General features: G+C 37.0%; 12 protein-coding genes. 8 read left to right on the top strand and 4 right to left on the bottom strand.

The window, feature by feature from the left end:
- The first annotated feature begins 191 nt into the window (after positions 1–191).
- The gene (locus ACIQ7T_RS06740) at positions 192–593 is read left to right on the top strand and encodes an NUDIX hydrolase (protein WP_402869529.1); all 402 of its coding nucleotides are present in this window, start codon (positions 192–194) and stop codon (positions 591–593) included.
- 60 nt (positions 594–653) lie between these two features.
- Here the strand turns inward: ACIQ7T_RS06740 and ACIQ7T_RS06735 are convergent, their stop codons facing one another.
- Positions 654–1,145: a CarD family transcriptional regulator gene (locus ACIQ7T_RS06735; RefSeq protein WP_370078073.1), complete on the bottom strand. Its 492-nt coding sequence runs from the start codon at positions 1,143–1,145 to the stop codon at positions 654–656.
- A 144-nt stretch (positions 1,146–1,289) separates the two neighbouring features.
- On the opposite strand from ACIQ7T_RS06735, the gene ACIQ7T_RS06730 reads away from it, so the two are divergent.
- Complete coding sequence (locus ACIQ7T_RS06730; RefSeq protein WP_370078071.1) at positions 1,290–1,733, top strand: MarR family winged helix-turn-helix transcriptional regulator; 444 nt, start codon at positions 1,290–1,292, stop codon at positions 1,731–1,733.
- 143 nt (positions 1,734–1,876) lie between these two features.
- Here the strand turns inward: ACIQ7T_RS06730 and ACIQ7T_RS06725 are convergent.
- Both ACIQ7T_RS06725 and ACIQ7T_RS06720 read right to left on the bottom strand, forming a co-directional pair.
- Positions 1,877–3,210, bottom strand: a protein-coding gene (locus ACIQ7T_RS06725) for an IS3 family transposase (protein WP_402869287.1) whose coding sequence is annotated in 2 segments (ribosomal slippage) — positions 1,877–2,823 and positions 2,823–3,210 — 1,335 coding nt in all. Because the reading frame shifts where the segments join, the coding sequence is not laid out codon by codon here.
- Positions 3,211–3,336: 126 nt separating this feature from the next.
- The gene (locus tag ACIQ7T_RS06720) at positions 3,337–3,888 is read right to left on the bottom strand and encodes a hypothetical protein (RefSeq protein WP_402869285.1); all 552 of its coding nucleotides are present in this window, start codon (positions 3,886–3,888) and stop codon (positions 3,337–3,339) included.
- 170 nt (positions 3,889–4,058) lie between these two features.
- On the opposite strand from ACIQ7T_RS06720, the gene ACIQ7T_RS06715 reads away from it, so the two are divergent.
- From ACIQ7T_RS06715 to ACIQ7T_RS06695, 5 genes are all read left to right on the top strand, one after another.
- Positions 4,059–4,556 carry an NUDIX hydrolase gene (locus ACIQ7T_RS06715; protein ID WP_370078067.1) on the top strand — a complete coding sequence of 166 codons (498 nt, stop codon included), beginning with the start codon at positions 4,059–4,061 and terminating at the stop codon, positions 4,554–4,556.
- Positions 4,557–4,579: 23 nt separating this feature from the next.
- Positions 4,580–6,331, top strand: coding sequence for a LytS/YhcK type 5TM receptor domain-containing protein (locus tag ACIQ7T_RS06710; protein ID WP_370078272.1), 1,752 nt, complete (start codon positions 4,580–4,582; stop codon positions 6,329–6,331).
- 4 nt (positions 6,332–6,335) lie between these two features.
- Complete coding sequence (locus ACIQ7T_RS06705; RefSeq protein WP_402869283.1) at positions 6,336–7,082, top strand: LytR/AlgR family response regulator transcription factor; 747 nt, start codon at positions 6,336–6,338, stop codon at positions 7,080–7,082.
- A gap of 118 nt (positions 7,083–7,200) precedes the next feature.
- Complete coding sequence (locus ACIQ7T_RS06700; protein WP_370078063.1) at positions 7,201–8,994, top strand: carbon starvation CstA family protein; 1,794 nt, start codon at positions 7,201–7,203, stop codon at positions 8,992–8,994.
- A gap of 772 nt (positions 8,995–9,766) precedes the next feature.
- Complete coding sequence (locus ACIQ7T_RS06695; RefSeq protein ID WP_370078061.1) at positions 9,767–10,096, top strand: YuiB family protein; 330 nt, start codon at positions 9,767–9,769, stop codon at positions 10,094–10,096.
- A gap of 236 nt (positions 10,097–10,332) precedes the next feature.
- Here the strand turns inward: ACIQ7T_RS06695 and ACIQ7T_RS06690 are convergent, their stop codons facing one another.
- Complete coding sequence (locus tag ACIQ7T_RS06690; protein WP_370078059.1) at positions 10,333–10,815, bottom strand: divergent PAP2 family protein; 483 nt, start codon at positions 10,813–10,815, stop codon at positions 10,333–10,335.
- 114 nt (positions 10,816–10,929) lie between these two features.
- On the opposite strand from ACIQ7T_RS06690, the gene ACIQ7T_RS06685 reads away from it, so the two are divergent.
- Positions 10,930–12,438, top strand: coding sequence for a leucyl aminopeptidase (locus ACIQ7T_RS06685; RefSeq protein ID WP_402869280.1), 1,509 nt, complete (start codon positions 10,930–10,932; stop codon positions 12,436–12,438).

Genomic DNA, 12,438 nt, shown 5'->3' with positions numbered 1-12,438 from the left:
CTTTTGAGCCATGATGACTGAACGTGAGAGGGTTTGAATACGCTTGACCATATTTCACTGTTATAGCAGACGATATGGATGACCAGAATCAGTTCCAAATGAAACAGTAATAATGTTAGGTAATTGGTAAAAATGCTATACACAATAAAAAATGCACTTACTAAAATTAAATGAAAAGGTGTTGAGCAAACATTCATACATTTACCGTAACGTCAGGTGCTGTTATTTTAAATCAGCAAAATCAATTACTTTTAAAAAAAGATCCTATTAGAGGGTGGGAATTACCAGGTGGATGTGTAGAAAAAAATGAAACATTAAAAGATACAGCTATTAGAGAAGTAAAAGAGGAAACTGGAATTGAAATCGAAATTCTAAAGTTTTGTGGGGTTTCACAAGAAATAAAAAATAGTGTTTGTAATATGTGGTGGTTAGGAACTCCTGTTGGCGGTGAATTACAAACGAGTTGTGAAAGTTTAGAGGTCGGTTTTTTTGATGTTGAGGAGGCTTTACTATTAATAGAAAATGAAGATTTTAAACATGAACTATTACTTTGCTTAAACTATGGAGCAGAACCTTTTTATATTTCTTTCTAAATAAGAATAAGCCACGACTATTTCTAATCGTGACCTTATTACTGCACCGATAATTCACAATTAGTGAAGTTGTGTTAATACATAATCATAAATTTCATCGGATGGTTTATTAAGAGCTATGGAAAACTCTGAAAAGATAGTATCTTGTAAAGATTGCAATAATTTTTCTTCCTGGTTAGGGAATTTTTTTTCATTGGTCTTATATTCGAGCTTTTTTCGTAACAATGTGTTTAACAGCTTTGCTTGTTTTTGGCGATTGCCAGATTTAATGATTTCTAAATGAAATCTCATTCGATGTGTATTTTGTTCAATCCATTCCACACCAGGTGATGTGAATGAATGTAAAATACTAAGGGCTTCTTCTTTTTTAATAACATCTCTAAGCTGTTTTTTGGAATTGTCAATAGGGGTACGAATGATTAATTGCGGTTCATTTAGTGGTTGTAAAACATAATAAGATTTAGTAATGTCGTTAAAGGTTTGTTCACAAATATCTTCAATAGAACAAAGTCCATGTGATGAGTAAATGACTACATCGCCAACGTTGTACATGTATATCCCCTCCAACAAACTATATTGTCAACTTAGTTGACTAAATCTATTGTAAGCAATTAAAAGGTTTTTGTCAACTTAGTTGACGACTGCTGCTGTTTTTTGTATATTAATAACGAAAAATAGGAAATGAAGGTGAACTAGTTGAAGGACGAATTGCAGAATCGAGATGTAATTGATTTGTTGAGCGAACGTCACGAACTACTTCGAAGATTTGCTGAAGAGAAGTGGAATAAGCATAACGATATTTATATTTCAAATTCGGAATGGTATATTTTGGGGATAATTTATCGAAAACAACTTACGATTTCAGATGTAGCTAAAAATGTTAAATTTTCTAGACAAGCAACCCATAAAATAATAAAGAGTTTGGAAGTTAAAGGGTTGGTGACAGTTATGAGTGTCGAACATAGTAAAAAACATAAAGCTATTCGAATGACTGAATTTGGTGAAGATTGCTATAAAAAAAATCAATTATGTAAAGCAGAAATAGAAAAACAACTGGTCAATACAATTGGAGAAGATCAGGTCATCCGATTAAAAAATATATTAAAGCTTAATTGGGATATCGAGCAGTTGGAAGCATAAGTATTCGAAAATGTATGGTGCACATGAATAACAAAGTTTATAACATAAAAATGTAGAGTACTATTTTGCAGGTAGGCTACATTTCATAAGCCACTTTCGTTCAGTAAAGTGTACCCTTTGTAAAGGACATTTTTAAAAAAGCTCTAGGCAACTTGAAGAAGATGAAGTCTGTATTGTGCAGGCGTCATCTTTTTTAAGTTCCATTGACCCCGATAATGATTGTAATAGGTCATATAACTTTTGATTTCTCGTATGACATCTTCTAGTGTTTCACATGATTTAAAATCTGTTTCATCTTTAAAATGCCCAAAGAACGATTCTTGAGGAGCGTTATCCCAACAGTTACCTCGACGTGACATGGATTGATTTAGTCCCATTTCCTTTACAAGCTTTTGGAATTGGGGATTGGTATAGTGGAAGCCTTGATCCGAGTGGATGAATGCATTTTCTGCTAGTTTGATACCATTCTTCTTCAAATTCCTTAGTGTATTTAGGGCGATATCTAGCGTTATTTTATCAGATACTTCATATGCCAGAATTTCATTGGTTTCCGCATCTTTAATTGTAGACAAGTAGGCGCGTTTACCTTTTCCATAACTCAAATAGGTGATGTCTGTTAATAATACTTTCCCAGCTACCCCTTGCTTAAATTGGCGGTTTAGCAGGTTCGGTAATGTCCGATGTTCCTTTGTCGCTTTGGCCATTCGTCGATATGGATTGGCTTTTCGAATGGGGCAAACGATTTGAAACTTCTTCATAATACGACGAATACGTTTCAAGTTATAGGTGATTTGATACTGTTGCTCTAACGTCATTTTAATTTGACGAGCTCCTTTTGGACGTCGACGGAAATGGAAAGCTTTTAAAATGATTTCTTTGACTTTCTCATCTGCTTGATGGAGTGTTTGTCTTTTCATTTCTGCCTCTTCTGTGAAGTAACGATAGTAGCCTGAACGAGAAACCCCAACTAACTGGCAAAGATAACGTACCATTCGCTTTAATTTATATTTTTGGATAACGGTGTGGATCAGTTGAAATTTCTGTTCCGCTGTTAGTTTTCCTTTTTCTTTCTCAACACTCTTTCTGCTAATTCTATCTTTTTTAGAAGTTCATTTTCTGCACGAAGAAGGGCGATTTGTGCTTCTAATCTAGTATTTTTTTCTTCTAAACTTAGTTCACGTTCAAGTGGACGTCCTGAATGATATTTACGTGTGTCTTCAAGCCCTGAAACACCTTTTTCTTTATAAGCTGCTCGCCAACGTTTTAAAGCTGATTTCGCTCGATGAATCCCTACCAGGTCGATATCGAAGCCTGCATCTTCAAAGATTTCACGTGAACATTTGCCTTTTTCATATTCTGCAATAGCTAGTGCTCTAAATTCATCTGTGTAAGTAATTCCTTTTTCACTAACAGCCTTTACATAAGGATGTTTCTTGAGTAATTTTTGTTCTTGATTAGTAAATAGTTTCTTTGACATAAGTTCTGCTCCATCTAGTTGTTATGTTCATTATAAATAAAAGTACCCTATAAGAGAGACTTTTTTTAAGTGTCTATCTTATAGGGTACATTTTACAGCGCGAAAGTGGCCTTTTTTAAAAATCAGTTACTTTACCTTCTCGCGCTCTACGAATGTAGCGCTATTGTCATTTGCTAAATTGTAAATGGCGCTTTTTTCATCTAAGCCAAATTGTCCGTTTTCTCTAATAACAAACTTTTCGTTATTGTTCGTTTGGAAGTAATAAGTGCCTGCTGCACCTATTTCATACTCATAAATGACTTCCTTAATATCCTGCCATTCATATGTAATTTGATGATGAAATTCTTTGAAAACAATTTGTGTATTCTGTATAGCGATATAACTTAAAAGAGAAAAATAGCCTAAAATCAGACCGCTCACGATTGTTATAATCGAAATCAAATAGGTGTATTTATTTCTTTTAAATCCAAGCATGATCAACGTTAAAATAATGAACGCGATTGCTAGGAAAAGCATAGTGAAGTTGCTTGTTGGAGTAATCAGCACGATATTATCTTTACTAAAATAAAATGTTTGGGAAATGGTGAATGGCAACAAGAAAACAATGAAGGGCAATAGTAAAAGTAACACTATCGCTATAATAAAAAGTTTTGCATTAGGTGATAATTCGTTTAACATAAATCTCCTCCTTGCAATAGAGTGAATATTCCGCTCTTTATAAAGTGTAAGATATTTACAAATTAGTGTATATGTGTATTTTTCGATTGTGAAGTAGCCATAAAATTCTGATTTAATACTTCTATATATGGAAAATTGGCCGTTATAATAGTGATATAGGGGTGAAGCTTATGAAAAAAGATAGAGGAAAAGTTTGGTTAGGTGTTGCAGGGGTAACAGTAAATGAGTTAGGACAATGGCTAGTTGTCAAAAAGGCATATAGCGGATTAAAGGGAAGATGGTCATTGCCGGCTGGTTTTGTCAATGCAGGCGAAACAGTAGATGAAGCTGTTGTTCGCGAATTAAAAGAAGAAACGGGTATCGATTGCTACGTATCAGGCTTAATTGGTTTTCGAACGGGTGTGATTCGTGGTGACATTAGTGATAATATGGCGATTTTTTATTGTCGGATGAAGGATGAGCAGCAGAAGATTTGTATTCAGGAAAAAGAATTATTAGAAGCGAAATGGATGTATCCAAAGGAGCTTGCAGAGGATGAAATGACATCAGTGATGTTAAAGGAAATGGCATCTAACCAATTTGAAAAGCATCAATTAGAGGGGATTGAAGGCATTAATCCAGGAGATGTCTTTGGCTATTCCTCTTATAAATTGTTCTTTAAAAAATAAAGTGACAGAGGAGGGGACCTATGATGGAGCTATTTTTGTTTATGTTAGAGCGAGTAGGGCTAATCATTGTGTTTGCCTTTTTAATGTCAAGATGGCGGCTCTTTCGGGGAGTGTTATTTCAAGATCAAGGGGTTAAGGAAAAGGTATGGCTTATAATTATTTTTAGTGCTTTAAGTATAGTTAGCAGCTATACAGGGATAAAGATCGAAAGTGGGTCCATCAATCCTTTAAATCAAATGATACATAGCACGATTAATGCAGAAGAAGCCATTGCGAATACGAGGCTAATTGGCGTAGCGATTGCAGGTATTTTTGGTGGACCACTTGTTGGTGTTAGCGTGGGGATTATTGCAGGGATTCATCGTATTACCCTTGGCGGTTTTACAGCGGTTGCCTGTGGTGTTTCGACAATACTAGCAGGATTCATTACTGGTAGTTTAAGTAAGCAATTAAAAATACGTCAAACCTTCTCCTATAAAAAAGCTGTTATTATCGGAATTTGTGCAGAGACTTTACAAATGATTATTATTTTAATAGTGGCAAAGCCGTTTGAACAAGCTTTGCAATTAGTTTCTTTAATAGCGCTACCGATGATTTTTATGAATGCCTTTGGGATTTTGATATTTTTCATTATTATCAAGACTTTTATTGATGAAGAAGAGCGCACAAAAGCATTACAAACACACCAAGCCTTTTCTATTGCCCAACAAACAATTGAACATTTTCGTAAAGGGTTAAATGAAGAATCCTGCCGAACGGTTGCGGAAATTATTAAAAGAGAGATTGAGGTTGATGCAGTCGCGATTACGGATACAAATGGAATTTTAGCGCATGTAGGAGTAGGTGAGGACCATCATGTTATTCATCAAGAAATAATGACGGCTTTAACGAAGCGTGTATTAGTAGAGGGACGTATTATTACAGCGATGTCCGCAAAAGAAATCAATTGTCCACATGAAGATTGTCCATTAAGTGCTGCGATTGTCTTACCATTAAAAGTACAGCATAAAACGGTAGGTACTTTAAAGTTATATTTTATCAACGTTTCTTCATTAACAGGGGCGAAAAAGGAGCTTGCTGAGGGCCTCAGTCGACTATTTTCATCGCAACTTGAATATGCTGAAATTGAGCAGCAAAGGAAGCTGTTAAAGGATGCCGAAATTAAAGCGCTACAAGCACAGGTTCATCCTCATTTCTTTTTTAATAGTCTTAATACGATTTCAAGTTTGATTCGAACGGATGCCGATGAAGCTAGAGCATTATTGATAAAGCTTAGTACATTTTTTAGGAGTAATTTGCAGGGCGCTCGTCAAATGCTGATTCCGTTAAAAAATGAAATTGACCATGTGGAGGCGTATTTGTCGATTGAACAAACGAGGTTTCCGAACCGCTATAATGTGCAATTTCACCTGGATGAATCACTTTTTGACGTACAAATTCCCCCATTTACTTTACAGCCACTTGTTGAAAATGCCATTTATCATGCCTTTAAAAATCGTAAGGAAGGCAAAATTGATGTGAAGGTGCAACGAATTAATAATAAGCTATTGTTGTTAACAGAGGATAATGGCTGTGGGATTGGAGAAGAGCAGGTTAAACAGCTTGGCAAAACGATCATGCAATCCGAGCAAGGGACAGGGACAGCTTTATGGAATATTTATCAACGTATTCATGAAATTTATGGAACTGAGGCGGATTTTCATGTTTCAAGTACGCTGGACGTTGGCACAAAAATTATGATTCAGCTGCCGTTAAAAGCCACAAGATGGGAGTAGAGAAATGTTAAATGTCTATATAGTAGATGATGAACCGTTAGCAAGGGCTGAATTGCGCTATTTATTGGAGCAAACAAAGTTAGTCCAGATTATTGGAGAATCGGAGAATCTGGAGTACATACTGCAGGATCCGCAGTTTGAGCAGATTGATTGTGTGTTTTTAGATATTCAGCTAGGCGTAAATAATGGCCTTGAATTAGCAAAACAGCTGCAGCAAAGCATACTTAAACCTGAAATTATTTTTGCTACTGCTTATGATGAGTATGCATTACAGGCATTCGAAGTGAACGCCTTTGATTATATTTTGAAACCATTTGAGCAAGAGCGTGTACAAAGTGCAGTTGAAAAGCTAGTGGCGAAAAGAAGAGCGACGCAGGCTAAAACGATGGAGAAATTAAAGGATTTACAATTGGACAAGCTTGATAAATTAACAGTTTATATAAATGATCGAATCTTACTTATTAATATACAAGAAATTTTATATTGTACGTCTGAAGATAGTAAGACGATTGTTGTCACTGAAAAAGGGAGATATTTTGCTTCAGAGTCGTTAGCCGTTTTGGAGAAAAAGCTCAATTTAAAAGGTTTTGTGCGTGTCCATCGGGCATTTATCGTCAATTTAGAACATATTGTAGAGCTGGAGCCTTGGAGTAGCTCTAAATACAATTTGATTTTGCATAATAGACATTCGATACCTATCAGCAGGCTTTATATGAAGGATGTGCGCAAGATTTTCCAGCTATCAAAATAACTGCATTTCAACAGTAGAAAACACCCTTTCAACTTAAAATTCTGACATTTTGGTGAATTTTACGAATAATCTTTTAATTCATTTGCTATGATGTGGAAAACGTAAAAGGAGTGATAACATGAATGCTATTACAATAGTAATAGGTTCCATTTGTGTTCTGATGATTAGCTATCGTTTGTATGGCATATTTTTCACAAAGAAGGTACTTAAGATAAAAGATGATACGCCCACCCCAGCACACGCTATGGAGGATGGTAAAGACTATGTTCCGACGAATAAATGGGTAACATTTGGGCACCATTTTGCTGCGATTGCGGCAGCTGGACCGTTAGTTGGGCCTATTTTAGCTGCACAATTTGGATATTTACCAGGGCTCCTTTGGTTGTTAATTGGTGCAGTTATCGGTGGTGCAGTACATGATGCGGTAGTGTTATTCGCTTCTATGCGCCACGGAGGAAAGTCGTTATCAGAGGTAATGAAGAAGGAATTAGGACCTGTTGCAGGATTCTGTACAGGCCTTGCAATGCTTTTCATTATTACTATTACAATGGCCGGGCTATCGATGGTTGTCCTTGGCGCGTTGGAGCGAAATCCATGGGGAACTTTTGCGGTAGGGATTACGATTCCAATAGCGATGCTTGTTGGTATTGCTTATCGTAAAACAGGAAATTTAATTGTTACGTCAACAGTTGGTTTTATTTTGTTAATGATCGGTGTATTTGTTGGACCTATGATTCAAGGAACAGCATTTGGTGATTTTTTAACGTTTGATCGTAATACTTTAGCTATTATTCTACCTATCTATGCTTTCTTTGCAGCGGCATTACCTGTATGGCTCTTATTAGCGCCGCGTGATTATTTAAGTAGTTTCATGAAAATTGGCGTATTTATTGCGTTAATTATCGGGGTCTTTTTCGTGAACCCAGTTATTCAATTTCCACCAATTACAGAGTTTATTCATGGTGGTGGTCCAGTAATTGCTGGCCCAGTATGGCCATTTGTCTCCATTACAATTGCCTGTGGGGCTATTTCTGGCTTCCATGCGTTTGTAGGCTCTGGGACAACTCCGAAAATGATTGATCGCTGGGAAGATATTCGTATCGTTGGTTTCGGTGCTATGCTCGTAGAATCTTTAGTAGGGGTAATGGCTTTAATCGCAGCAACGGCTCTTCATCCTGCAGATTATTTTGCGATTAATTCAGCCCCAGCAGTCTTTGCTACTTTAGGAATGGAGCCGGTACATTTACATGCATTAGCGGAAAGTATTGGGATGGATTTAGAAGGACGTACAGGTGGAGCTGTAACGCTAGCAGTTGGGATGACTGATATTTTCACAGGGATTCCTTGGTTTGCTGAAATGTCTTCTTACTTCTATCAATTCGTGATCATGTTTGAAGCGGTCTTTATTTTAACGGCTATTGATGCCGGGACACGTGTAGCGCGTTATTTAATTCAAGATTTTGGCGGCAATGTATACAAACCGTTGAAGCGTACAAATTGGCTTCCAGGTACAATCTTTGCAAGTGCACTTGCATGCTTTATGTGGGGCTATTTATTGTATTCAGGAGATATCAGTTCGATTTGGGTATTATTTGGCGTTTCGAATCAGTTGATGGCAACAATCGGTTTAGTATGTGGTGTAACAATAGTCTTAAAAGTTGCAGATAAGCGAATCTACGCCTTAACTTGCTTTATCCCACTAGCCTATTTATATGTCACTGTAAATGCAGCAGGCCTTTGGATGATTAAAAATGTTTATTGGAATACAGCGGCTGCTGGATACAATATGTTAAATGGTATATTGTCTGTTATTATGTTAATTTTAGGCTTAATAATTGTGATAGCTGCCTTTAAAAAATGGGCAGAGCTTTGGAAGTCACCAAAGTATTTATTATCACAAACAGCTTCATAATTAAAATCGAGAAACTATTGAAAATTAGTCGTATACTAGTTTTCAATAGTTTTTTAATTTCTTAATTATGGTTTATCATCAAAATAGCGGATGGCATTTGTTAAAATGTTTGCCATTTATAAGTTGATGGGAGTGGACTTAACGACATAATAAAGTAAAAGAATTCACACTCAGTTTTATGCATGAATCTTTTTCGCTCTTTGGTAGGTGGATGTCGATAAAATTCAAAAGTTGGTTGATAAAACGTGAAAGTTAGTAGATAAAATTCAAAAGTTGGTTGATAAAACGTAAAGGTGTTCCGATAATACTCAAAAGTGGTATGTCATGTGAATCAGTTGATTTTCGTTCCGACTGGGTGACTCCTTGGGGATTAGCGCCACAGATGAGACAGCACATAGGGGAACGAAGGCTAAAACCATCATGTCCTGTGATAACGCCTTCGTACCAACACCATACTGTTGCCGCTGCCGCCTCGCTTTAGCGGAGATAAAACCTTTTTGCTGCGCTACGCTTTCGAGCAAAAACCATCCTGCTACTGCACTACGCTTTCGCACAGATAAAACACGTTGCTGTCACTTCGTTAGCGCTACGCTTTCGCGCAAAAAACATTTGTTGCTCGAAGCGGCTCAACGGACGCCCTCAAGCGCCAATCAACCACACGTTATGGTAACAATCCCTAAATATGACGAACAAGCGAAATCAAGGATATGTTCATTGAAAGCGTTGTAGTAATCATGTAAACTAATGAGAGGAAAACGGAGGTTATACATACATGGATGGTCCAGTTTCACTAGTACAGTTAATTATTTCAATTTTGTTATTTTTCGTCATGTTCTTTGGTATTGGATTTTTATTGAATATGCTTCTGCGAATGACATGGTTAATGGCAATAGTGTATCCAATTGTTGTTATCTTTATTATCGATGATGTAAGCTTTTTAGATTATTTTTTCAAGCCAGGTTCCGCATTTCCAGCACTTTTAGATAAGTTGCAAGCACTGCAGTTTGTAGATATTTCAATCTTATCTGGTGGCTTTGCCGGTTCAATTGTTGCGGGAATTGTCATGATTTATTTGCGTAAAAGTGGTTATCGAATGTTTTAACTTATTTCAGCAAATGTCCCCCACCTCTATAGGTGATGAGATGAATGCGGGTTTAAGTCACTTTTCAGCGGGTGTCAATACACCTGCTGATTTTTTTTTGAATGTTTCCGATAAATCTAGAAAAGTTTCCGATAAAATCACGAAAGATTCCGATAAAACGTGAAAAGTTTCCGATAAATCTCAAAATTATTCCGATAAATAAAAAACACAGCCTCAACATGAGGATGTGTCTGTTTTCACAAAATAAACTGGTATGTGATGATGGCGATAAAAATGCCGGTTAATGCCCCAAAAACTACCTCGCTCCGTTTATGGCCTAGCAATGTTTTTAGCTCTTCCATTTTTTCTTGCCCATCCATTTGTGGCCATTTTTTTAAATCATGTAGCAATGTTTGAAAGTCTTTACGTAGTTGATTTAATACGGCTGCATGCTGACCTGCCTGGAAGCGTACTCCACTCGCATCATACATGACGATAAATGAAAACATAGCGGCTACAGCGAAAATTGGGGAATCTAATCCTGTTTCATAGGCAATAGAGGTTGTTAGTCCTGTTACGGAAGCGGAGTGGGAGCTAGGCATTCCTCCGGTGGAAGTAAATAATCCCCAGTTAATCTTGCCTGTCATAAAAAAATGAATAGGGATTTTTACAAACTGTGCAAAGAGAACTGCAAAAAGGGCAACGAGTAAAGGGGTATTTTGAAGTAAACTCATAATCATCACAACCTTCACTTATAATTGTTTTTATTATAACATTCATTATTTTCTAAAAGCCAAATATAACGCGTTTTCTGAAACTTAGGTATAATAGAATAGTGAATGGAGGAATTTAACATGCATATTGTAAAAGAAGCAAAAACATTTGAAACGATTTCAACTGAAGTGTTAGTAGTAGGAGTCACTAAACATCGTGAGCAAATGCAGGATTGGGCAAGCTTTTCAACATTTTATGGAGAATCCCTTGATATGTGGATTAGTGCAGGGGATGTATCTACTGAGCTAAAAAAAATAACGAAATTGCCATTCTTGAAGGGCCACGCAAATCTTAAACGCATATTATTTGTTGGTTTAGATGAGCGAAAAAACTTAACAGAAGGCGATGTTCGTGCAGCATTTGGATCGCTTGGCAAGGAACTAAGAGCCTTAAAGGTTAAAGAATATTCCATTTGGCTTGAGTCGTTTACGACAGAGTCGATTACTGTAACAGATGTTGCCTTTTTAGCTGGTGAAGGAACAGGACTTGGTTATTATTCAATTCCTCATTACAAAACAACATCAAATGAAGTAGAGAAACGTATTGACGCTGTTCACATTGTGACTACTGCTAATGATTTAGATGAAGTGGTGGCAGGCTTTGAGGTTGGTGCTATTTATGCAAATGCTGTAAATGAAGCACGTAGTTTAATTAATTTACCACCAAACTTACTGACAGCGACAGACTTAGCTAATTACGCAGAGTCCCTTGCAATCGAGTACGATTTTGAAGTGGAAATTTTAGATAAAGCACAAATAGAGGAGCTTGGTATGGGTGGTATTTTATGTGTCAATCAAGGCTCCCATGAAGAACCTCGTTTAATAACATTAAAATATAAAGCGACTGAAGACTTTGACGATCCAATTGGCCTTGTCGGCAAAGGGGTTACGTATGATACAGGTGGCTACTCCTTAAAGCCAAAAGATGCAATGGTAGGCATGAAGGGTGATATGGGTGGTGCAGCAGTAGTGCTAGGTGCCATGAAAATCATCGGTGAATTACGTCCTAATAAAAATGTCGTTGCAGTTATTGGTTCTACCGATAATATGGTATCTGGCACAGCATTTAAGCCAGATGATGTCATTACGACATATAGTGGTAAGACAGTAGAAGTTTTAAATACCGATGCGGAAGGACGTTTAGTATTAGCAGACGCTACTACATATGCTAAACAACAAGGAGCGACTTCTCTGATCGATGTTGCAACGTTAACGGGTGGAGTAATTACAGCACTTGGTATGGATAAAACAGGTGCCCTTTCAAATGATGATGAATTCTTTGTTGCTTTCATTGAAGCTGCACAGGAGACTGATGAATTTGTGTGGCGCATGCCTTTAACAGAAAATGATAAAAAACGAATTCGTAAATCAGATGTCGCTGATTTAAATAACTCTCCTGGTCGTGATGGACATATGATCTTTGGTGGAGGCTTCGTTGGAGAGTTCGTTGGTGACACACCATGGATTCACCTAGATATAGCAGGAACATCAGATGCGATTGCTGCACATGACCTAGGTCCAAAAGGTGGTACAGGCGTAATGGTACGTACACTAGCAAATTTTGTGCAACGTTTGGGAGAAGAAAAATAG

Origin of the sequence: Lysinibacillus sp. NPDC096212 (assembly GCF_044763105.1) — a bacterium.
Classification (GTDB): Bacteria; Bacillota; Bacilli; order Bacillales_A; family Planococcaceae; genus Lysinibacillus.
This window is presented reverse-complemented; position numbering and strand designations above follow the sequence as displayed.

Coding starts and splice junctions, on each gene's coding strand:
- ACIQ7T_RS06695 (WP_370078061.1), top strand. CDS start 9,767: ATGGATGGTCCAGTTTCACTAGTACAGTTAATTATTTCAATTTTGTTA.
- ACIQ7T_RS06720 (WP_402869285.1), bottom strand. CDS start 3,888: ATGTTAAACGAATTATCACCTAATGCAAAACTTTTTATTATAGCGATA.
- ACIQ7T_RS06715 (WP_370078067.1), top strand. CDS start 4,059: ATGAAAAAAGATAGAGGAAAAGTTTGGTTAGGTGTTGCAGGGGTAACA.
- ACIQ7T_RS06690 (WP_370078059.1), bottom strand. CDS start 10,815: ATGATTATGAGTTTACTTCAAAATACCCCTTTACTCGTTGCCCTTTTT.
- ACIQ7T_RS06735 (WP_370078073.1), bottom strand. CDS start 1,145: ATGTACAACGTTGGCGATGTAGTCATTTACTCATCACATGGACTTTGT.
- ACIQ7T_RS06710 (WP_370078272.1), top strand. CDS start 4,580: ATGGAGCTATTTTTGTTTATGTTAGAGCGAGTAGGGCTAATCATTGTG.
- ACIQ7T_RS06705 (WP_402869283.1), top strand. CDS start 6,336: ATGTTAAATGTCTATATAGTAGATGATGAACCGTTAGCAAGGGCTGAA.
- ACIQ7T_RS06685 (WP_402869280.1), top strand. CDS start 10,930: ATGCATATTGTAAAAGAAGCAAAAACATTTGAAACGATTTCAACTGAA.
- ACIQ7T_RS06700 (WP_370078063.1), top strand. CDS start 7,201: ATGAATGCTATTACAATAGTAATAGGTTCCATTTGTGTTCTGATGATT.